Source organism: Psychroflexus aestuariivivens, from assembly GCF_004010055.1.
Taxonomy (GTDB): domain Bacteria; phylum Bacteroidota; class Bacteroidia; order Flavobacteriales; family Flavobacteriaceae; genus Psychroflexus; species Psychroflexus aestuariivivens.
On record NZ_RQVT01000001.1, the window covers coordinates 1 to 22,505 of the forward strand.

At 32.5% G+C, this 22,505-nt stretch carries 21 protein-coding genes; 11 read left to right on the plus strand and 10 right to left on the minus strand.

Going from position 1 to position 22,505, the window contains the following annotated elements; all coding sequences use genetic code 11:
* The 5 genes from EIG86_RS00005 to EIG86_RS00025 form a co-directional block, all read left to right on the plus strand.
* The coding region (locus tag EIG86_RS00005; RefSeq protein WP_157983087.1) for a T9SS type A sorting domain-containing protein at window positions 1-247 on the plus strand (247 nt) is incomplete at its 5' end.
* A 6-nt stretch (window positions 248-253) separates the two neighbouring features.
* Window positions 254-469: a hypothetical protein gene (locus EIG86_RS00010; protein ID WP_127844105.1), complete on the plus strand. Its 216-nt coding sequence runs from the start codon at window positions 254-256 to the stop codon at window positions 467-469.
* A gap of 445 nt (window positions 470-914) precedes the next feature.
* Window positions 915-1,637: a hypothetical protein gene (locus tag EIG86_RS00015; protein WP_127844106.1), complete on the plus strand. Its 723-nt coding sequence runs from the start codon at window positions 915-917 to the stop codon at window positions 1,635-1,637.
* 156 nt (window positions 1,638-1,793) lie between these two features.
* Window positions 1,794-4,292, plus strand: coding sequence for a T9SS type A sorting domain-containing protein (locus EIG86_RS00020; protein WP_127844107.1), 2,499 nt, complete (start codon window positions 1,794-1,796; stop codon window positions 4,290-4,292).
* Between the two features lie 6 nt (window positions 4,293-4,298).
* Entirely contained in the window at window positions 4,299-4,520 is a 222-nt protein-coding gene (locus EIG86_RS00025; RefSeq protein ID WP_127844108.1) for a hypothetical protein, read from the plus strand.
* Window positions 4,521-4,608: 88 nt separating this feature from the next.
* Here EIG86_RS00025 and EIG86_RS00030 read toward each other — a convergent pair whose 3' ends face one another.
* From EIG86_RS00030 to EIG86_RS00045, 5 genes are all read right to left on the minus strand, one after another.
* Window positions 4,609-5,232: a class I SAM-dependent methyltransferase gene (locus EIG86_RS00030; RefSeq protein ID WP_127844109.1), complete on the minus strand. Its 624-nt coding sequence runs from the start codon at window positions 5,230-5,232 to the stop codon at window positions 4,609-4,611.
* The gene (locus EIG86_RS00035) at window positions 5,229-5,924 is read right to left on the minus strand and encodes an acetolactate decarboxylase (RefSeq protein WP_127844110.1); all 696 of its coding nucleotides are present in this window, start codon (window positions 5,922-5,924) and stop codon (window positions 5,229-5,231) included. The genes EIG86_RS00030 and EIG86_RS00035 overlap by 4 nt, the downstream gene beginning before the upstream one ends.
* Window position 5,925: 1 nt before the next feature.
* Window positions 5,926-6,531 (minus strand): class I SAM-dependent methyltransferase, encoded by a 606-nt coding sequence (locus EIG86_RS00040; RefSeq protein ID WP_127844111.1) that lies wholly within the window; start codon window positions 6,529-6,531, stop codon window positions 5,926-5,928.
* Window positions 6,532-6,775: 244 nt separating this feature from the next.
* A complete protein-coding gene (locus EIG86_RS14055) occupies window positions 6,776-6,928 on the minus strand; it encodes a hypothetical protein (protein WP_157983088.1) in 153 nt (50 codons plus the stop codon).
* Between the two features lie 319 nt (window positions 6,929-7,247).
* Complete coding sequence (locus EIG86_RS00045; protein ID WP_127844112.1) at window positions 7,248-7,535, minus strand: hypothetical protein; 288 nt, start codon at window positions 7,533-7,535, stop codon at window positions 7,248-7,250.
* Window positions 7,536-7,836: 301 nt separating this feature from the next.
* On the opposite strand from EIG86_RS00045, the gene EIG86_RS00050 reads away from it, so the two are divergent.
* Window positions 7,837-8,538, plus strand: a complete 702-nt coding sequence (locus EIG86_RS00050; protein WP_127844113.1) for a flavodoxin family protein — start codon at window positions 7,837-7,839, stop codon at window positions 8,536-8,538.
* Between the two features lie 28 nt (window positions 8,539-8,566).
* Here EIG86_RS00050 and EIG86_RS00055 read toward each other — a convergent pair whose 3' ends face one another.
* Complete coding sequence (locus EIG86_RS00055) at window positions 8,567-9,484, minus strand: LysR substrate-binding domain-containing protein (RefSeq protein WP_127844114.1); 918 nt, start codon at window positions 9,482-9,484, stop codon at window positions 8,567-8,569.
* A gap of 92 nt (window positions 9,485-9,576) precedes the next feature.
* Between EIG86_RS00055 and EIG86_RS00060 the strand changes: the two genes are divergently transcribed.
* The 3 genes from EIG86_RS00060 to EIG86_RS00070 are packed head-to-tail and all read left to right on the plus strand — an operon-like array spanning window position 9,577 to window position 13,710.
* Window positions 9,577-9,885 carry a hypothetical protein gene (locus EIG86_RS00060; protein ID WP_127844115.1) on the plus strand — a complete coding sequence of 103 codons (309 nt, stop codon included), beginning with the start codon at window positions 9,577-9,579 and terminating at the stop codon, window positions 9,883-9,885.
* 28 nt (window positions 9,886-9,913) lie between these two features.
* Window positions 9,914-11,380, plus strand: a complete 1,467-nt coding sequence (locus EIG86_RS00065) for a proton-conducting transporter transmembrane domain-containing protein (protein WP_127844116.1) — start codon at window positions 9,914-9,916, stop codon at window positions 11,378-11,380.
* Between the two features lie 5 nt (window positions 11,381-11,385).
* On the plus strand, window positions 11,386-13,710 hold the full coding sequence (locus tag EIG86_RS00070) for a DUF2309 domain-containing protein (protein ID WP_127844117.1): 2,325 nt from the start codon (window positions 11,386-11,388) through the stop codon (window positions 13,708-13,710).
* An 835-nt stretch (window positions 13,711-14,545) separates the two neighbouring features.
* On the opposite strand, the gene EIG86_RS00075 is transcribed toward EIG86_RS00070, so the two are convergent.
* Window positions 14,546-14,926, minus strand: a complete 381-nt coding sequence (locus EIG86_RS00075) for an HU family DNA-binding protein (protein WP_127844118.1) — start codon at window positions 14,924-14,926, stop codon at window positions 14,546-14,548.
* 551 nt (window positions 14,927-15,477) lie between these two features.
* Between EIG86_RS00075 and EIG86_RS00080 the strand changes: the two genes are divergently transcribed.
* Complete coding sequence (locus tag EIG86_RS00080) at window positions 15,478-16,515, plus strand: HNH endonuclease domain-containing protein (RefSeq protein ID WP_157983089.1); 1,038 nt, start codon at window positions 15,478-15,480, stop codon at window positions 16,513-16,515.
* 4 nt (window positions 16,516-16,519) lie between these two features.
* Entirely contained in the window at window positions 16,520-17,380 is an 861-nt protein-coding gene (locus EIG86_RS00085; RefSeq protein WP_127844120.1) for an HIT family protein, read from the plus strand.
* Window positions 17,381-17,389: 9 nt separating this feature from the next.
* On the opposite strand, the gene EIG86_RS00090 is transcribed toward EIG86_RS00085, so the two are convergent.
* From EIG86_RS00090 to EIG86_RS00100, 3 genes are read right to left on the minus strand one after another with little or no spacing between them, the layout of a single operon-like run.
* Window positions 17,390-18,238 (minus strand): DUF7281 domain-containing protein, encoded by an 849-nt coding sequence (locus tag EIG86_RS00090; protein WP_127844121.1) that lies wholly within the window; start codon window positions 18,236-18,238, stop codon window positions 17,390-17,392.
* Window positions 18,238-21,945, minus strand: coding sequence for an ATP-binding protein (locus tag EIG86_RS00095; RefSeq protein ID WP_127844122.1), 3,708 nt, complete (start codon window positions 21,943-21,945; stop codon window positions 18,238-18,240). Before EIG86_RS00095 ends, EIG86_RS00090 begins: the two co-directional genes overlap by 1 nt.
* Entirely contained in the window at window positions 21,929-22,501 is a 573-nt protein-coding gene (locus tag EIG86_RS00100) for a condensin complex protein MksE (RefSeq protein WP_127844123.1), read from the minus strand. Before EIG86_RS00100 ends, EIG86_RS00095 begins: the two co-directional genes overlap by 17 nt.
* Window positions 22,502-22,505: the final 4 nt, after the last annotated feature.

The following is a 22,505-nucleotide window of genomic DNA, read 5'->3' on the forward strand; positions in this document are numbered from 1 at the left end:
AGGATTCAGTGTGTATCCAAATCCTGTGACCAACCAAGAGTTTACAATTCAAACGACTCATTTAGCTGGTCAAGATGTAGATTTGAAATTATTCAATATTTCAGGTCAAGTTGTGATGTCACAAAGATTGAAAGTAAACAGCAATGGAGCTTTAAATGTAGAGACCAATCAATTGTCATCAGGTGTTTATATTCTTGAGTTGACCCATGGCAAACAGTCTTACAAAGAGAAGTTAATTTTAAAATAAACAATCATGAAAAATAGTAATCATAAAAACCAACCAAAGCAAGTCAAGCCATACATGATATGGCTTGTGCTTAGCTTTGTGACCTGCATGAGTTACGCACAATTACCACCAGGATTCGATTCTTCAGTGGAAGATGCCGAACTACCAATCAGCGGACTTGTCGCGCTTGGATTAATTGTTGGTGGAGTTTTAGGCGTAAAATCAATAAACCAAAGAAAGTAGATTAACTACCAATTTATTTGCTAAATCCTCAACATTTTGTTGAGGGTTTTTTATTTCAAAAAATATTTAGTAAAATTTATATAGAATTTGCCTTAAAATACTAAATGATTCACAAAGTTTCAAATTGATAATTTAATGATTTTATAATACTAAAGTTATGAGATTGTTTTTTTTAGAGGGTAAAATTTATAAAATGAATAAAATAATTATGTTTTTTATGCTCTATCTTTTAAATATGCCTATACATTACCACTTCATTTGATATTATTACTTTAATAATTTTTACATTTATTTTTTATGATATGCCTAATTTATATGGGCTTTTATAAGTTAAATATAAATCATAGAATTAAAAATTTATTTTGTATAGTTTTAATAACAAGTTATTTTAAGTGTTATGATATATTTAAAGTAAGTTTAGGTGAATCATATAACTATAAATCTTATGAAAAAAACCACTATTTTACTTATTCTAATTTGTTCAGTTTGTTTTTCTAATAACAAGACTGCTCATTATGAAACATACTCGTTTGCTGATAATTTTGTAACAAGCATTTTTCAAGAAAGTCCACCAACTCCGGTTGGATTTGTAGCATTCGATAATATTGGAGGTAATCCTGTTAACTCAGGTGAAGCTTTTTTGGCTTGTGGTCCCAATAATGTTGGAGACGCAAATATTGAATACCGACTGTTTTATGCACTGACTTCTGCTAATGTTGCAGATCCACTTTCAGCGACAGAATACAATTTTGGAGATACTGCTGGAGATGGCGGAGGGACGAGTGCTTTCGGTTTTGTAATTTCTGGTTTAGATCCTGGCGTGGAATACACCTTTTGGTTATACCAATACAATTCTTCAACTAGTTTATTTTCCGAACCAAATGAAGTTAGCGTGGTCACAGGAGGCGGGTCGTCAAGTACTGTTCCAGATTCAGCTACAGGTTTCAATGTTAGTCAAGGTGATGTAGGAGAAGCCTCCTTATCTTGTGGAGTCAATGATGTTGCAGATGGTGATATTGAATATCGGTTGTTTTATGCTCTAAGTTCTGCCAATATATCTGATCCGTTAACAGCTATTGAATATACATTTGGGACTACTGCTGGTGACGGTAGCGGAAATGCAGCTTTTGACTTTGATATTTCTGGTTTAACTCAAGGGGTAGAGTAAACCTTCTGGCTGTACCAGTATAATACAGTAACTGAAGAATATTCCGAACCAACACAAGATAATGTAGTTATTAGTGATGGTTCTGGAGGGACGGCTCCAAATCCAGCAGTAGGATTTGTTGCAAACAATAATACAGTTAATTCAGGTGAAGCCTTTTTGGCTTGTGGTCCAAATAATTCAGCAGACCCAAATATTGAATACCGACTGTTTTATGCCCTGAGTTCTGCTAATGTATCGGATCCGTTGACAGCTACTGAATACAATTTTGGAGATACAGCTGGCGATGGCGGAGGAAATGCAGCTTTTGGTTTTGTAATTTCTGGTTTAGACCCAGGCGTAGAATACACCTTTTGGTTATACCAATACAATTCATCGGCAAGTTTATTTTCAGAACCGACTGAAGTATCCGTAGTTACTGGCGGTGGATCAACTGGTCCAGTGGATTCTGAACCTACAGAAGCAGCACCTACGCCAACAGAAGATGGTACAAACGTTATTAGTATGTACAGTGATGCTTACACAGACGTTAGTGTTGATACTTGGTTAACGCCTTGGTCTAGTGGACAATTGGAAGATTTACAAATTGATGGAAACCCAACCAAACGATATTATAATTTAAATTTTATTGGTATCGAAACTGTTGCCAATCCTATTGACGCTTCTGAAATGGATTATATTCATTTAGATGTTTGGTCACCTAACGCCACAGTTTTTAGAGTAAAATTGGTCGATTTGGGTAGCAGCGTTGAAGGTGAACTGGCCTTTAATATTCCTCAAAACCAATGGGAAAGCTTAGAAATTCCTTTAGAGGATTTTGCAGACCCAAGTATGGTTACTAACGCTGCAAATCTGCTAACAGTTAGAAATTCACTACAGCAACTCATTTTATCGGGAACACCTGCTGGAACTTTAGAAGTCTTTGTTGATAACATTTACTTTGGTAAAGAGTCAGAAGTTGGTTCAGAAACTTTCACATTCAATAATGGAACTTGGACTCCAGAAATTCCTTTTGGTGTTTCAACCATTGCTGATGAGATTGTAGTTACTAACGGTAGTGTAGATTTCAATCAAGCTATTAGTGCAAACAATCTTACAGTAAATACTGGTGCGACTGTAAATGTTTCCAACACTTTATTTGTAAATTCTTCGATAAGCAATAACGGAACTATTGTTTTTAAAAGTGAGACCAATTCATTTGGACAATTAGCAGAATTAAATGGAACTATTTCAGGAACTGGTTTATTTACAGTTGAGCGATATATTCCAGCCAATAGAAGTTTTAGATTCATTTCAGCAGCTTTAGATTCTGAATCCAGCATTTACAACAACTGGCAAGAAAGCGGTAATTCACCAGAAGGTTACGGAACTCATATTACAGGAAGTGTTTCTGGTGACAATGGCTTTGATGCGACAGCCACTGGAAATGCATCTTTATTTGAATTCAATAATGCTAACCAAACTTGGTCGGCTATAAGCAATACAAATGCAACAAATTTGGTTGCAGGAAAAGCTTATCGCCTATATGTAAGAGGTGACAGAAATATTGACTTAACAGATAATTCTGCCCAAAGTGAAACAAGCCTAAGAGCGAGTGGATCTTTAAAAGTTGGCGATGTTCTTATTGATAATTTAAGCGAAACCGCTAATGAATTCAGTTTTATTAGTAATCCTTATCAAGCGACTGTGGATATGAGTAGCTTAACTTATAGTAATGTAGAATCTGGATTTTACTGGGTTTGGGATCCTAATGTGAATGATGATGGGGCTTATGTTGTCGTAGATTTAAGCGATGGATCAAATCCTTCTACCTCATTGGCTAATCAATATTTGCAACCTGGTCAAGCAGCTTTTGTTAAAACTCTAGCGAATGGTTCAGCTTCTATGACATTTACTGAAGCAAGTAAAAATGTGAATGAAGTTAGCAATACAGTGTTTTCTCAGAATAATGAGCCTAAATTGAATTTAAGACTTTATGAAAGTCAGAGTCTTCAAAATGGCGAGATTGCATACGATGCCATCGGTATTCGTTTCAATGCTAATGCAAGTAATGCTGTTACACACGAAGATGCACCAAAAATGGGCAATCCATCTGAAAACCTGGCGCGATTAGAAAATAATAATTTCTTAAGTATTGAAAATCGTCAATTGCCTGAAACGACTGATGAGTTAGGTCTAGCTGTTTATAATTATAATCATACAAATTATACTTTTGAAGCCGACTTATCTGATTTTGATGAAAATACCAGTGTGTATTTGAAAGACAACTACACCGATTCACAAACACTATTGGAAAATGGTTTGAATTATATCGAATTTTCGGTTGATGCTTCTATTCCTGAAAGTCTGTCAATGAACAGATTCAGTATCAGTGTAGAAAACACAACTTTGAGTATTTCAGATGAAAACTTTGAAAATTTCAGTGTATATCCAAATCCTGTGACCAATCAGCAATTTACAATTCAAAGCGGTCAATTATCAGGAGAAAATGCAAATTTAAAGCTTTACAATATTTCAGGTCAGGTTGTATTGACCAGAGCTGTAAAAGCTGATCAGGACAGATTGCAAATTCAAACTGATGGAATATCATCAGGAATTTACATTGTAGAATTCATCCAAGGTGAACAAATTTATAGAGAGAAATTAATCATAAAATAAATAAAAATGACAAACAATAATAGCAACCATCAAAACAAGCCAAAGCAAGTCAAGCCATACATGATATGGCTTGTGCTTAGCTTTGTTAGTTTTGTAAGTTATGCGCAATTGCCACCTGGTTTCGATTCTTCTGTGGAAGATGCTGAGTTGCCAATCAGCGGTCTTGTCGCGCTTGGTTTAGTTGTCGGTGGATTTTTAGGCATAAAAAAACTACGGAAGAATAAATAATTAATTTTTTATGTGAATTAGCACCACTAAAGCCCGAACAATCTCAGTGTTCGGGCTTTTTTTGTAGAAAAACATTTCTTATGTAATATCAATCAACCTTTACAAGTCTAGCAAAACTATAATGCTGTTTGCCACCGCTTGGAGTAATATGATTGAAATTTGTACCGCTTTCGATACGAAACTCTGGAGCGAAAAAAGTCTCTAAATTTTCCAAATCATATTGACTTACAGGTAAACCACTACAGCGGTTTGGTCCGGATTTTGAAAATGTACCGATGATAAGTTGTGCATTTGAATTCAGATGAGTCTTGACTAAATTTTTATAGGTTTTTTGGTCTTTTGCATTGATCAAAAAATGAAATGCAGCCCGGTCGTGCCATAAATCAAATTTCTCTGAAGTTTTGAAATTTGTAATGTCACTCACAATCCAATTCACATATTTAGCACGTTCACCCAAACGTTTTTTTGTTTTTGAAAGTGCAGCTTCAGAAATATCCAAAACGCTAAGGTTATGGTAACCAAGTTCCAGTAAATGATCTACTAAAAAGCTGTGTCCGCCACCAACATCAATAATTTTAGCGTCTTTTGAAAGTTGTGCTGCTTCGATGAAGTTTAGCGATTGCGAAGGTTGTTCTTGGTACCAACCGACTTCGTTTTCAACTTTGGTTTCATAAATATTGTTCCAATATTCGGAGTCTGATTGTTTGGTCATAATTTTTGAAAATAAATTTTGATTTTTCCTTTTTGTTCAATATCGTCTAAATGTCCAGTTTCTTCTTGGTTTTTATCTATATAATGCACATGAATAAAACTACCTTTATGCGTAAATACACCTTGATGATTTTGTGAATAAAACCCTAATAAAACTGAATTTTGATTTTGTCTTTCGAAAATATGTTTAGAGTCTTTATGTGTTTGGTGTGAATGTGATTTTTGGGTCAAATCTTTTTGAATGATATGAAATTTCAAATCAGAAATTTCAGCTTCAACTTTGAAAGCAAAGGCGGTGTTCAAATCTAAATTTAAATTCTCCGCCGTGGTTGCTATTACTTTTTCAAATTCGGATAACGAAGATATATTCACATCAACTTCTGTTGAAATCCATTGGTCAACTTTAGTATAAGCAGCAAATGGGGATTTTGTTATTGCTAGAATTTGGGTTTTTATTTCGTCATTTTCAATAGAAGAATGAAGAATTTTTCCATTGAAAATAGTGATTTCACCTTGTAGATTTTCAGCAGTAGCCACGCCATATAAATTTGTTTTCGGAATACTGTCAAAGTCAATGTGGTTCTCTAAACTGATGCCTTTCATGACATACATGGCTTTTCCAGCAGACTCAACCTGAGCAAATGTTGAAATAAAGCAAAATAATAGAACGATAAACGAATTCAGTGATTTCATATTAAAGTTTTTTAGCGACAAATCTAGTGACAAAAGCTTCACCTTGATGGTGTTCGCCTTCAGAGAGCATAATTTTTTCTGTTCTGGAATTCAAAATATCAAGTCCAGCAAAATCTTGTTCCAGAAGTTCTGGAGTATAAAGCATATCTAAAGATTTTGGACCACCAGAGGTATAATTGTCCAACAATTGATTAGGATGAAAAGCTTCAACTATCAAAGTACCCCCGGTCTTCAAGGATTTTATAATTTCATGATGAAACTGAGTTCTGATGTTTTGATTCAAATGTGAATATATTAAAGCCACAGCATCGTAAGTATTGCTTTTAGCGAGATAGTTTTCAGCTGCGGCAATGTCATAATTGATCTTTACATTTTGTTGTGAAGCCAATAGTCGTGCTTTTTTTCGACCTTCTGTGGAAGCGTCAAAAGCATCAACAAACCAGCCTTGTTTTGCAGCAAATACGGCATTTCTACCTTCTCCTTCCAGTGGTAACAAAAGTTTGCCAACAGGTTTGATTTGGTCTAATTGTTCAGCAAAAAAAGCATTGGGCATTTCGCCATACACATATTCATTTTGACTAAAGCGTTCATTCCAGAATTCTGACATTTCTTTTTTAATGTAAAATAAATGAAATTCAATAGATTTTTATGTGATATTTGTTACTAGAGCCTAAAAAAAACACATATAAATTGGAGTTTCTTACATCACCAAATGCAGCTGAAATAAGGTTACTATTGACAATATCTTGCAAACCGTAGTTGTATCTAGCAACAATCACTTAATGTAAAAGATTTACATTGGCACCAACGGCTAAACTGTAGTCAAAATCTTTAAAATTGTCTTTGCCAATTTAATCTGCAAAAGAATTGCCAGCAAAATCTTCACCAGAGATATTGGTATCGAGTAGGTAAGAGGCGTTAGCGCCACCTTCTATAAATATTGTATTACCGATATCAAACGTTGCCATCAGTGGCAATTCTAGACAAGCTAAAACAAATTTCATTTCCAAAATCGCCTTTACTTAGAATATCGAATATCTGTTTGTAGGAATAAAAATTTACTAACGAGTGCTTTTCGGGAATATAAACCGAAATTGTAACTAATCAGTATCAAAAATATATTCAATTAAATGCTAACGCATCATAAATATTGATATGGGAAACTTTGAAAAATTTAATGGTTAAGATTTATTAAACATTTCTAAAGAATTTTACTTTGAATTGATAGGAAATTAATTCAGTTAAAAATTCAAATAATTATTATGCTAACGGATTGTGATTTTGATCTTTGTTCAGAAATTTAATCAGATAATATTCAAAATATTAAGAAATCAACATGCCTTGATGGTCAAATTTCAATCTATCAATTTTACCATCATTATCTAAAATACAGTAAAATACAAAAGTTTCTCCTTTGCTAATTTTTTGAATTTTAATGAACTGCTCAGGTTTAGCAAAATAAAGCCTACCTATATCGCTTTCTTCAAAGTCATTGTCAATCAGTTCAATATTTTCAATAGAAATGGATTCTCTTTCAATTTGTATTTGCATTTGTGAAGTGCCTGCACTTGTAAAATTGGGTAAGTCTAGCATATCATAACCTTCATTCATTGTCCTTCTTTTCTTTTCAACGGCAAAATTAATTCCATATTTTATTCTTCCAATTTCTTTGGCTATAATTTATGGATTAGTTTCTTGTTTGGTTAAACAAATATTAAATTGAAAGACAGATATTGTATTTTTTAAAATAGAATTTTCGTAAGTTTATTTCATTAGAAACGAATTAATGTTCAATGCATTGCATTTAGATTAAATAAAATATGAATACAGTAATTTTTATGCCATCTTGAACAAACTCAAAATCAGTTTGAGAGCTATTTAAATAAATTTTAGAATCTTTAAAATAAATAATATGAAATTTGAAGGACTCAAGGCAGTTTTTGTAAACTGCACGCTTAAAAAATCACCTGAAATCAGTAATACACGTGGTTTGATTGATGTTTCCGCCGACATTATGAAGAAAGAAGGCGTTTCTGTAAAACATATCCGATTTGTAGATCATGACATTGCTTTTGGCGTTCAACCAGATATGACCAAACACAGCGACCAAAAGGATGACTGGCCAGAAATATCCAAATCTATTTTAGAGGCTGATATTCTGGTGATTGGCACACCAATTTGGTTGGGAGAGCGTTCTTCTGTAGCTTCTCTGTTGATAGAAAGATTGTATGCCTTGAGTGGTCATCAAAATGAAAAAGGTCAGTATGTGTATTACGGTAAAGTCGGTGGTTGTATCATTACTGGAAATGAAGATGGCGTTAAGCATTGCGCAATGAGTACCTTGTATGCGCTTCAGCATTTGGGTTACAGTATTCCGCCGCAGGCTGATGCGGGTTGGATTGGCGAAGTTGGTCCTGGACCGAGTTATTTGGATGAGGAAGCCAATGCCAAAGACAATAATTTCACCAACCGAAACACAACTTTTATGAGTTATAATTTAATGCATTTGGCAAAAATGCTTAAAGATCATGATGGTTATCCAGCTTACGGCAATTCACGCGAAGATTGGGACAATGGCAAGCGGTGGAGTTTTCAAAATCCAGAATACAGATAACTGGTTACTCCAAATTTCAATTTAGAACTTAGTGTTGATTGATCCAGTCAAAATGTGCATCTTTTATTTGCGATTTATTGCTTTCTATATATTTTAGAAAAGTTTTAGCAACAGGGGAAAGCTGTTTAGATTGAAGCCACACCAACTGCCAATTCGTTGTTATTGGTAAGCCTTTGATCGGAATGATCTCTAAATCCTGGTTTTTGAGTTCATTCTTTATCCCAATCAGCGGCATAACAGAAAACCCAAGTCCAGAAATAACCGCTTGTTTAACTGCTTCATTGGATGTTAATTCTATTTTTTTATAGGTTGTAATTTTCTTTGAAGCAATAAAATCTTCCATGGCTCTTCGGGTGGCAGAGCCAGGTTCTCTATAAATCAATGGAAGTTTGTTTAATTTTTTAATCGAAGACAAATTTATTCCAGAGTTTTTGGAACCGACCAAATACAACTGATTCGGTAATAAATCTATCGTATTGATTTTCAACTTATCTGGTAAAACTGAAACCAGAGCAAAATCTATCTCATTGTTTTCTAAACTTCTTACCACTTGTGTTTTATTCGTAACATCAATAGTGAGATCTACAGCTTTGTAAGTCTGAATGAATTTAGATACAAAATAAGGCATAACATATTTTCCGGTAGAGGCAATAGAAAAATTTAAACGACCGGTCATTAGTCCATTATAAGCATTGGTTTTATAATTGATAGATTCTACTTCATTCAAAATATTTTCTGCTGTTTTGGCGATATCTCTTCCGAAATCGGTGATATAAATCCTTCTGCCTACTTGTTCCGTTAATGGAATTGAAAATTGATCTTGAAAATTTTTCAATTGAATAGAAATCGCTGGCTGACTCAAATGTAAATCTTCCGATGTCTTTGTAATACTTTGATTTTGAGAGATCTTAAGAAATACTTTAAGCTGATGCAAAGTGTAATTCATAAATATTATTAATGTATGTGATTAAATATATAAATAAAAATTTATGAATCAAAATTATAATATTTGCACTTATAAACAAAATAAAATTAAAAATGGAAACTAAAAACACAACTACAAAAGCAATTGACACTAAAGAAATTAACCTCGTCGATGGGGAGTTCACCAAATCTCAAGCCATGGACATTGTATCTGCCTTGATTGATCAAAAAATCAATTACCACCGAATTGAAGGGATGCAATTTTGGGAAAGTAACCACCAAATAGATAAAAAACCCATAAACAATAGGGTAGAGCAGTTGAAAGCTGAAAAGGAAAAATTTCAGGATATGATTAGAAGTCTTAGTTCTAACCAAACAAAATTGAAAATCGACGGTGTTCTGAAAATTGAAATCATCGAATAAATATTGGATAGACCTAAAAATCAGAGATATGAACTCAACCATAGCATTACAACACAACAAATCGCAGAATGTAAAGACAGATATTCCCTGGATTTCAAGATTGATCAATCCGATTTTGTGGATTTTTTTCTTCATCAGTATTGGCGGCATCGGAATTTATTTTGTGGAAGATGCCACCACTTGGACTCTAGGAACTTACTTCAGAATTAATGGCTTAAGTCTAGCAATCTTTTCCACTGTAAGTTTCTTTGGCGCACTGATTAGCACTTACGCCAAACGCTATTTACAGGGATTCAAGTTTCAAAAAGTATTTTCACTATACAGTTTGGGATTCATTTCTTCGGTTTTACTTTTTGTAATTTCGAATCATGTTGGCTTAGTCATCGCCAGTTGGTTTTTTATGGGCTTATTTATGTCGAAACTCATCGGTGTAAATTCTGATTGGGGCGAAGCTCGTGCTGCTTCAAATTACGCGCTTCGATTTTTTGTAGCAAGTAGCTTACTTTTAAGTCTAAGCTTAGGTTTGCTAGCTTACTACAGCGATGCTTTGTTTTTGAATGTTATTTTTGAAAACCTTTCAAGCTTACCTTATTCAGTATTGCTTTCAGCTGCACTTTTGCTAATCTTAGCCGGACTTATACAATCTGCACTTTTTCCATTTCACCGTTGGTTATTATCTGCAATGACGGCACCTACACCAGCTTCAGCATTGATGCATGCCGGATTTATTAATGGTGCAGGCATACTGTTTACAATTTTTGCTTCGGTCTTAATCGCCTCAAACACATTAACTTTATTATTTATTCTGGGAGGATTTACCGCAATTTTTGCACAATTTGTAAAACTACTTCAGGTCAATGTAAAGCATAAATTGGCCTGTTCCACAATTGCACAAATGGGTTTTATGGTAATGCAGTGTGGACTAGGATTTTTCAATGCGGCGATTGTTCACCTTATATTGCACGGGTTTTACAAAGCTTATTTGTTTTTATCTTCAGGCGAGGAAGTTGAAATGCGTTCTCCAGAACAAGCTCTCAAAATTAAAATTAAAGCTTTACAAGCATTTATAGTTCTTATTTTTGGCGTGTTAGGTGCAGGTTTATTTATGCTACTCACCAATAAAACTTCGCTAACCGATAGCAGTATATTCCTAACTCTGATTATTGCCATTACCGTTGGACAAGCGACCTATAACATTATCAAAGCTAAAATTTACAGTTATGGACAGCGTCTGATGCTTTCTGCGGCATTATTTATAATTGGTATTGGAATGTATGCATTGATTTATAATGCCGTGAGTTTATTATTGATTGAATTGAATTATGCCATTGTGCCTCAAAAACTCACGGCTATTGAAATCGCTTTTGGTATGCTGTTTCTACTAGGTTTTTTCCTGATGAAACTTGGGATTTACAGAAAAACACCTTGGTTATACGTGAAACTTCTGAATTTGACACAGCCACATAAACACACAGTTTTAAAATTTAAAAAATAAATAGTATGGATTTGCAAGCAATTTCAAAGAATATCCAAACCTCTGCTAAAGTGGTTGGAACAACCTGGCCGCTTTACGCTTTTGTAACTTCAAACCCATTATCAGGCTACGAATCGTTGCCGTTTAAAGAGGCTTGTTTTCGAGTCTTTACCAAAACTGGAAGCATAGCTTATCCTGAAGTTTCGTTTTTCAAACACATGATGGAACAAGATTTTTTAAGTGAAAAACAAGTTCAAGATATTCTAAACGAACATGACTTTCAAGGAGAAGTAAAGGATTTCCTTAGCGCATTGAACACCTTTCAAAACAATTCACAGTTAAATCCTAACCACGAAGTCGATCAAATATTGGTCAAATGGTTAAGTGTCTTTTTAGATGAAGGCTTGGCAGATTGGCAAATGCCAGATAAAAAACAAGGATTTTATCAGGCTTGGAAAAGTTTAGCAAAATATGATCAGAACCTAGCCTTTCCTAAGGGTGAAAAACTGCCAAAATCCAGCTTAGATGCCATTCATCAACTAACTGCGCATCTTAGCGAGGCTGAACAACTGCAATGTTTCGAAAACCATTTTGCCGCCTTGCCAGGTTGGGTGGGTTACATAAAATATCGAAAAGACAACCAAACGGATTGGCAAGAAAACTTCCCATTGGAACTTGAAGATTATTTGGCGGTAAGACTGCTAATTACCAAGTTTTTGGGTTCCGAAGTCAAAGCCAACGTCAAGCCTTCTCAATCGCAGCAGCAATTGCTAAATATACTACAGCAGTGCTTAGCTGAAGTAGAAAACCATTGGCAAAAACATATGCTTCAAAAACTCAATTTGAAAGGCCAAACTCAGGACAAAACTGCTAAACCAGACGCACAATTGGTGTTTTGTATCGATACCCGTTCCGAGCTTATCCGAAGAAATATTGAATCTAAAGGCAATTATGAAACCTATGGTTATGCTGGTTTTTTTGGTATAGCAATGGACTACGAAGCTGCATTTACAGGTTTGACTAGAAAATCATGTCCGCCAATTTTGTCATCTGCTTTTAAAGTTACAGAACAAAATACTTCAGCTCACACCCAAAGTTTTCAAGACTTAGAAACAAAACATAAGAAATCAGAATTCAAAGGCTATTTTCTAAAGCGAATGAAAAATATTCTGCCATCGGCTTTTGGATTTGTGGAAGGTGCTGGACTTGCTTATGCTTACCAATTGTTGTATCGAACTTTTGGAAAACCTAAGAAGAACAAAAATTCGGCTTCAAACTCTGTTGAAAGTATCTGCGAAACGCAAATGCACAAAGTTAGCGACCAAAGCCATTTAAGCGTAGATGAACAGACCCAAATTGTAAAATCTGCCTTCGATTTGACCGGCTGGAAAACTTTTGCACCACTTATTGTTTTTGCAGGACACGGCAGCCACACCGCCAACAATCCTTTTGCCTCGAGTCTGGATTGTGGCGCTTGCGCAGCTAGTCCAGGGCGGCATAATGCAAGAATGATTGCTAAACTTGCAAATTCTAAAGAGGTTCGACTTGCGCTTAAGGAAAAGCACGGTATTTTGGTTCCTGAAGACACTTTATTTTTAGGAGCAGAGCATAATACCACTACCGATGAGATTGAGTTATTCGATGCAGAAGCGCCAGAAGAATTTAAAGATCAGATTCGACTGCTGAAAAAAGATTTAGCAAAAGCGCAAATTAGTGCAACATCAGAAAGGCTAGGGCAGGAGGACAGCGTAAATCAAGCTTATAAGAAATCTACAGACTGGTCGGAAACCAGACCAGAGTGGGGTTTGGCCAAAAATGCAGGATTTATCATTGGCGATAGAAATCTGACTAAAGACAGCAATTTAGACGGTCAATGTTTCCTTCATTCTTATGACTGGGAAAAAGACAAAGATGGTAGTGCGCTCAATGCTATTCTAAATGGTCCAATGGTAGTTACACAATGGATCAACAACCACTATTATTTTTCTACGGTTGATAACAATATGTATGGTAGCGGTTCCAAAATCACTCATAATATTGTCGGTAAATTCGGAGTGGTGCAAGGCAATGGCGGTGATTTAAAATCTGGTTTACCACTACAATCGGTCAAGCTGACGGATGAAGAGAATTACCACCAACCACAGCGTTTATCCGTATTTATTCATGCACCAAAATCAAGATTGAATAGTCTGATTTCTGATAATGAGAAAATTAAGGAACTGCTAGACAACCAATGGATTCATCTATTGGTCATCGATCCTGAGCGAGAGAATCAAGTTGAAAAATATGTGGGACACTCGGCCTGGGAAAGCATAACTAAAACAAAGTATGCTGAAGCAGTTATGGCTTAAAACTTTAACTAAATACTGAAAGCTAAAATTTCACAAATAAAGTCAGTATTGTGAATTTCATTCCCAAACCCAAAAGCTATTAAAATTAGACTTTTGGGTTTTTTATGACTAAAAGTTTAGGAGTTCTAGCATTTAGCGAGTTACATCATACACGAATTACAACCATTTAAATGTACCCAAGTTAGCCAATTAATCAGAATTGGATTTTATAAAACAGTTTTCCTTGGAAGCCAAATGCTGAAAATTTTAGAAGTGTTTGAGCTTAGTAAATTCGGGACTTATAGCGTTTTAAATTGAAAAAATTTAAAAATTTAATGACTTTTATTTGCGCAAATAGAGCAAATACTACTATATTTATGGCATTATTACGAATTTTAGGTGAATTCGGGAATCAATTAATAGCTCAAAAATCTAACAACTAGCTGCATTTTTGAGCTTTTTTTATGCCTTTTAATCAATAGACTTATTTTTTAAATATCTGAAAAACAATATTTTGAAAATTTAAATATTCAAATTTGAGTTTAAAATTATAATCATTTCGTTATCAAAACTTGCTTTTCATTCAATTCAGGAAGGTAAAATCATAAAAATGAAAATATCTAGGAACAGAATTAAAAGATGTAAATGGTTTAAATATCGAAATTTAAAATCACTTAGAATAAAATCAACGATGCTAAGACGTATTCAGTTTATACTTAAAGATATGGGAAAATCTTTTAGACTTATGGAAAGTTTGCTTAGTGTTTTTTAGAGAGAAATTTGGTAAAAAAAAAGATTCCTCTGCTTATTAGGTAGATAAGCAAAGGAATCAAGTAATAATTCAAGCGTCTAACAACTAGCTGACTAATTTGAATTTAGCATTCCTCAGTAAAGGATGAAAGCCTTTGCCTGGTCTAAAGTTCAAATGCGCTTTTTTGACCGTGTTGGCATTCACTTCTTCCGGTGTTTCTTCACCATTGGATCTTACACCAATACTGAAAATTCCGAAATCACCAAGTTTTACTGAACGTCCTTCAGACAATTCGTCTGAAATGTTGTGCACCAAAGCCTCCAAAACAGCCATACAATCTGCTTTCCTGACTGTGGACTGGTTAGAGATGAGGTGTGCCAAGCGGTTTAAGTCGGTACTTCCGCTTGCAATGACCTGAGCATAAAATTTGCTCGGCGCTTCTGGATCGAGAGGATTTTTTCTCTCTTGTGGTGTTATTTCAACCATGTTAAAAAAATTTATGCTATCCGTTTAATTTTGGATAACTGGTTAAGATGATAACAATTCTTGCTATCGCTTTAACAAAACTAAAATCTTTTTAAGTATTTATTCTCAGATTTGATATAAAGTTATCCACATAGTTTTCCACAATTTCGTGTGTTGCCCACCATTCAAGGCTTTACAAAATTAGAAATACATAAAAAATGAAAAATTTAACATTTTTTAATTAAAAATTATTCAATAATTCTATTTTGAGTTGCTCAATAATTATGAATATCAGTCAATTTTCTAAAAAATCAACAGCATATGATTTTATTTTTGCATTTGTCGTTTGTATTATTAACAGACAACCCGATTTGTTCAGATTGAAAACCATATTCAAAATTCCCAAACTTAGTTATTGCCAACAAATTTCACCAAACTTTCAACATCGAATGAAAGTTTTAAATTAGCATTTCTTCTCGATTTGTAATTAGGTATTGACAATCGTAAAAATTATGAGTAGTTTTAGGCGATTTAATTGTAGTATTGATTCAAGTTACTCAAATCTAGTTTTAATGAACCAACTTCCTTTTTCTCCAGACATTAATAATAATGCTTTAGCAAGTGTATTTAATTACACATCAGCAACCTATAAGTTTTACTGGTTTTTAAGTATAGTTGAAGAAATTGAATTAGGTTCAAAAGAGATTAAAAAGGAAAATATTTTTGCCAGAATGATTGCAAATGCTTGGTATCCTGTAAAGTATTTCAAGCTATCTTTTGGAAGTCAAGATTATATTTCTGAATTAATCAATGACTTTTTTAATTCTACATCAATAACAATAAACGATGATAAAAAAGAAATAAGAAAACGATTGCTAAATACTAAGGAGTCTAGCATTTTAAAAAAGCTTTATCATCTAGATAAAAACGTTCCTCATAAATTCTTAAGTCCTTGGTATAAAGGGACTAAATCTGCGGTTTACGAAGCTTCACAACGAGATTATGACAATTCAATTTACCAGTTATTTAAAACTCATATCATAGTTAATCAGAATTGGTATGATTACATTAGATTGAATGCAAAAATCATCAAGGACTTTATTTATTGGAATTTAGCTTTGTTTATTCAAGCTAGAAATCCAAATACACCTGATGTTATTAATAAGCTCATAAAACAAGCTAAACGAAAAACGCTCACAAAACAACGACAGAAGTTTTGGAATGTGTATTTGGAGCAAAAACCAAATACTAAATGTATTTTTACTAATGAAATCTTAGACATTAACAACTATCATGTTGATCATTTTGTACCCTATTCCTTTGTTTCTCACGATTTAATTTGGAATCTAGTTCCTATTAATTCAAGTTTTAATACGTCTAAAAACAATAAGCTTCCATCAATTAAAAAACATTTTAAGGATTTCTATAGCTTACAAAAAGATGCTATTGAAATGTTTGGTGAATCTATGCCCAAAAAATATAAAGAAGAATATTTGTCTGTTTTTCCAGATTTTAATGATCAAAGACATATTGATTTTATAAAGTTTAAGGATATTATAAGTCCTTTAATAACTGTGGCTCATAACAATGGTTTTGAATTTTTAGAATAAGTATATGGCTAATCAAAACATTAACTCACACCGCACCGCCAAGGAAAGAGAAAAGATGTCCTTTCCGACGAAATTTTTGCTTGGTGAAAACTTAATTGAAGGTAACGTATTAGATTTTGGCTGTGGTTACGGTAAAGATGTTGAAGAATTAAAAGTCAAAGGATTTGAAGTAGAAGGTTATGACCCACATTATCAACCTAATTATCCAAAGCAAAAATACGACACGATTTTATGTCATTATGTGTTGAATGTTCTGCAAAACCAAGATCAAGCAAAAGTTTTATATCAAATTTCTAGTTTACTTAAGTTTGGTGGAAAAGCCTATTTTAGCGTAAGGAGAGATATTAAGAAAGCAAGTTTTAGAACACATTTCATCCATAAAGTTAAAACCTATCAGACCAATGTGATTCTTCCTTTTAAAAGCATTTTTAGAAATGACAATGTTGAAATTTATGAATATCAACATTATAGTTTTTTAAATCAAAATAAATCTGAAGTCAGTCCATTTTTTGAAAAGCTAGAACCTAAAGAACAAGTTGGCGAATTGGCGAGTTGTTTTGCTTTTCGAGATAAATTTCCCGTTTCTGAAGGTCATACGCTTGTAATTCCAAAACGACAGGTTTCCAGTTATTTTGAATTGAGTTTTAGAGAGCAATCGGCTTGCTGGTTTTTGGTAAACCTGATTAAAGCAGACCTACAAAAAGAATTCAATCCCGATGGATTCAATATCGGCATCAATGTTGACGAAGCTGCTGGTCAAACTATTTTCCATTGCCATATCCACATTATTCCAAGATATAAAAATGACGTTGAAAATCCGCGTGGTGGTGTGAGAGGAGTTATTCCTGGGAAGAAGGAGTACTGATGGATTGCATTATCCTATTATGTAAAATTCCTGATCAAGTCCTTTCTTTTCTGTGTTGATCATCATTATTAAGGTTAAAAGTTCAGGTTCTTGAATTTCTTTTATTTCTAAGTTTGGTTTTTGGATATTGAATCTTTCTCTATTTCCTTTTTTCAAATCACTTTCTATGTTTTCAGGAATATAAAAAGTTGCCTTTTCTTGTAAATGTTTTTTATATTCATTTAGATAAATTCCTATACCTGCAAAATCAAAATCTCCAAAGTGTAAATAATTATTTGGTATAGAATTCATCCATTTTATAAAGTCCTTATTTTGATTTTGAGGATAACGTGATATAAATAAGGGATTAATGTTTTTGAACAAGTATTTCTGTTTGTGAATCTGACTAAAATTTTTTGTGTTCTCAACTCCAACAACTGTTATCTCTTTTGGTATTTTGAAAGATTCATAATCATAAATAAAAATAAAACTTCCTTTTTGAGGATTAATAATTATGGTATTGTTGTTTAATTCAGCCGTTATAGAATTATAACTATTGACTAAAAAACCTTTAAATGCTCTCTCCTTTGAAACCTTAGAGTCTGTGGTTATTTTAGTTGATTCGGCACGAGTAGAATTTGGATTCTCTTTTAAAATAATGTAATCATTCAAATCATTAATCTGTAATTGATTTGCTAGGTAGATATGTAAACCTTTTTCATTTATTAATTCTAATGATTTTTTATGCTTCCCTTTTCTGTAAATAATATTCTCAGCAACTAAATCATCTATTAATCTTCCTTTAGCCGAACTATTTGGAATTGATTCACCATTGATTAGTTGTACTAATACTTTTGCTATTTTTAAGTTTAACTTCATTAATTAAGAACTCTGTTATCTACTTTTTTAATCAATCTATTAATCTTAGTGATGTATTTTTTTGAATTGGTTTTAGATTGTTCTTTTGCTAGTTTATAGGTATATTTATAGTCGGTAGCATTTTGACTTGTTGGCGAACCATTGATGAGTAAAATGTTTCTTTCATTGGCAAACCTTAAAATTCCTTTTTGATTAGTAGGATGAAGTGTGCCTATTTCGTCCATCATACAATGTAGCTTAAAGTCCTTAAATTTCTTTGAAGCATCAATTTTAAAAACATTCAACAACGAGATATTAATCATAGCTTTAACCAAAATATCTGTACCATTACTACCTACATTAGAAAGCTTTTCTACCCAACCAGAGTCGTTGTCATTCTCTATAATTCTAAATTGTAGATCAAAAGATTCTGATAGCGTTAAATTCTTGTTTTTTGATTTGTCCAACTCTTTTACCAGTTGTTTGAGCAAGTCAACCGCTTTTTGATTTTTCGTGTTACTTTCTGAAGATGTAAAAAGATTTGATTTTCCTAAAACAAGACTATTTTCATCGTTAAACTCTTTTATTTTAATCAATAGTCTTACAATAGGGTTTGAACTTTCTAGCGTTCTTATTTCCATTGTTTTGATGGCTTCAATGAAATTTTTGCCAAGAAAATCATCATTTATTTTTTTAATTATTTTTTCAATTTCGCCCTGTTTTGAGTTTAGTTCTGTGGTTTCTCTACCAATTAAGTGAATAATGTGCGCAAACCTATCATTTACACGTTTTTCATATTCTTTAATTTTATCTTCTTCAATAAATTCTTTAAGCTCAAATGCAAAATTTAGGAACTCTGAATCTTCGTTTAGTTTTACTTTAAACTTAAAAACATTCTGTTCATCAAAATTACCTGTGAAAGCATTAACGGATTGTTGTAGCTCTTTAAAAGTTTCGATTCCTTTGTAGTATTTGCTGTTGATTTCAGTAATGATAGCCGTGCCTTTCTTTTGATTATCAAAATCAACATTAGGTTTAGGGTCATCATAATAGTTTTTGACGCTTAAAAATGCATCTGAAAGCTTAAAACTTTCAAGTTCTTTCAAGTCACTATCAAATTCATTTATTTTGATTTGTATGGATTTAACAAATTCTTCTTGTTTTGCATATTTTGTGTTGATTTTATTCAACTCCATTTTATGTTCACTAATTATTGAAGTTTGCTTTTTCTCTAAACTTGCCTTGTCAACTTTTAATTGAGGCACTTTGTCAAATAGTTCTCTTTTGTCTTTATTGTACTCTATAACAATAGTTTCATTTTCCTTTATGTAATCAAGGTCTATTGTAATTTGGTTTAATCTGTCATCAATTAGAGTAAGTCTTTTTGTATCAGCTCCTTTGTTTTCTAATTCAGAATTCTGCTCTTTTTTTAATTCTTGAATCCTTTTATCAGATGCTGATTTTGCTTTTGAGATAGCAGTGTTTATTTCAGAAATTTCCTTGTTCTTAGTTTCTTCTAAAACTTTAATTTCGGTATCTCTCTCTTTTTCTTTTAAACTTTTTTTTCGTTTTATTCCTTTCTTAATCTTTTCTAAGATTTCTTCAGCTTTTAATTTCTTTGATGCAATATCATTTAAATCATCTTCTAATTTTTGAAAAACAGCTTCTTTTTCTGATTTTGCTTTTAAAATCCATTCCTCTAAATCAATCTTATTCTTTTTAAACTTCGCTTTGTTTTGAGAAATGGTATATTCGTTTTCTGCAATAGCCTCATTAAGGGTTTTTAGTTTTTTACCAAATTTAATTTTTAGCTTACTCAAGCTACTTTCTTTATTCGTATTAAGCTGTTGAATAGCATTTTGGATTTTATTAATCTCACCTTTATAAACCTCAATTTCTTGCTGGTATTCTTTTACTGATTTAATCCTGTTTTTTAATGTATTTAAGTTTAGCTCTATACCAAATAGAGTAGAGGAATTAGTATCTATCAATTTAGGATTCAATTCTGTGTTGAAGAGTACATTGTCTTCATCAATCACTTTTCCTATGGTATTTTGCCAATTATTAATGTTATCGTTTAACCAGCCATAAAGAGAAGATTTGCTTTGTTGAATTTTGTTTTCAATGTTCTCAATTTTTAATGTTAGTTTTTTACTTTTTTCATTTTCTTTTTCAACGGAAGAGCTAAAGTGTCTTTCTTCTTCTTTTGTTTCTAATTCCCATTCTTTGCGAATTGTTTTTGTTTCGTTTGTTGCATTTAGAATGCTGTTTTTCGAGTTTGAGATTTTGTTACTAAGTGTTTTTCCATTGTCTTTACATTTCTCAATTTCTGTTAAAAAAAAGGTTCTATGTTTTAATTCTGATTTCTTTCTTTTTAAACTATTTTCATTCTCTTTTACATTATCTAAATCAATGATTGCCTTGTCTATTTCATCTTTATTTTCATCATTGATATGAGTAATTAATTTTTGGTACTTGTCAAATACTGAAGATTTATGTTCTCCAAAATCACTTTTTATATTAAGAATATCAGCGTTCCGTGTATTTGTAAACTCTTGCTGTTGGTTCTGGATTTGTTTAATAAGAGCTTCAAATTTTTGACTAATTTGCGCAAATTTAGAGGTAAGCAGATTTTTTTCGTCTCCTAAAGTTCTTTGCTCAACAGTTAAAGCGTCTTTATTAGAAACTTTTGAAATTAGTTTTTTAATGTTTTGATTTTCGTATTCCTCTTGTTTTTGCTTAGCTTCTGATAGCCTTGTAGATATTAGTTTTATATCAGAAACAATATCTTGCTCTCTTCTTTTATGTGTTTTTAGTAAGTTTTCTCTTTTTTTTGAAAGAACATTTAATTCGTTAACTTCTTTAGAATAACTAGAATTTAAAATAGGTTTTTCGTTTTCGATAAAGTTTATTCTAGCAGCTAATGCAAAAGTTAGATCTTTTTTTTCTATGTTAAGAAAATTGTAAACTCTGTATCTATCAATAATTCTATCAGCTTGTTTCTTTACTATAATTTGTCCTTTTCGGTTTTCTTTAAACCATATTTTAATATCGTTGATTTGTGTTTCAAAATCACGTAAATGATTTTTGGCATAATTCTCAATATCTATTACAAATTCCTCATCATTTAAAGAATTTATGATAGTATCTTTAATAAATTGTGCTTCAAGGTTAGTGTTTAGAAGTACATTTTGAATAGTTCTTGGTATATTTTGATACTGCTTACTTTCTGCTAGTGCATACTTTTTGAACTCAGGTTTTAAACCGCTATTATCTCCATAAATAATTCTGCGATACTCGTCATAGCCTTTTATGAGGTTTGTATAATAAATTTCTCTTCCAAACGCATTTCTGATGTTGTCCCAGCTTTCAAAAGCTCTGTTATCCTTGTCTATAAATAATTCTCTTTTGTATGCAGAGTTAAAAAAACGAAATGCAACTTTCCCATTTACTTTGTAGGCTAAAACACAAAATGGTATATTCTCTTTTAGTATTTCATAAACAATGTAAGAGTTCTGATATTGGAAGTAGTAATCGTCAAATCCTTTCTTTTGTTTCGGAATTCCTAGTTTGGTTTTATTGGCATTGTAAAAAAATAATATAGCACGAAGTAGCGTGCTTTTTCCTACGCCTTGTGTTCCAATTAAGTGAACATTTCCATCTAATTCGATTTCGGCATATTGTACAGATGCACTATTTATAAAAACTATTTTATTCAGGTATCTCATTTTCTATTTCTTCAGGAATATTAATAGTTGTTATAATATCTTTTAAATAATTAAAAGAGGTAAGTACTTTGTATGTCTCAGTTATTTCATTTTCTAAGGTTATGAAATTATCTTTTTCTAGCTTTTCAATGATTTTTTTTATCCGTTCAGAATTTGTCTTTTTATCTCCACTTACTCTTTTTAGCTTTTCCAATTTGGTTTTTAAATCAGCGTTGTTTTTTAGTTGATTTACAATGTCTGATGCTGAAAATCTAAAGCCTACGTCAAAAGAGGTGTCGAAAGTTTTAAAAAAGTCTAGGATATCAATCCAATTAAACGCTTTTTCTAGTTTTCTGTCTAGGTCTGCATTGTTTTCTATACGACTAAAATAAAAATATTCGTTGCCTTGCTCTAATATATAATTAATTTGATAAAAATATTCGTATAAATCTTCAAACGTTTCTTCATCTTCTAAAACTCTGTAGAGTTTTTTAATGTCGTCTTTAGGGCTGTTTGAACAGATAAATTCTCCTTTGCGAAGTACGTTAAATATTTCTGATGTGTACTTTGGATACATTAAA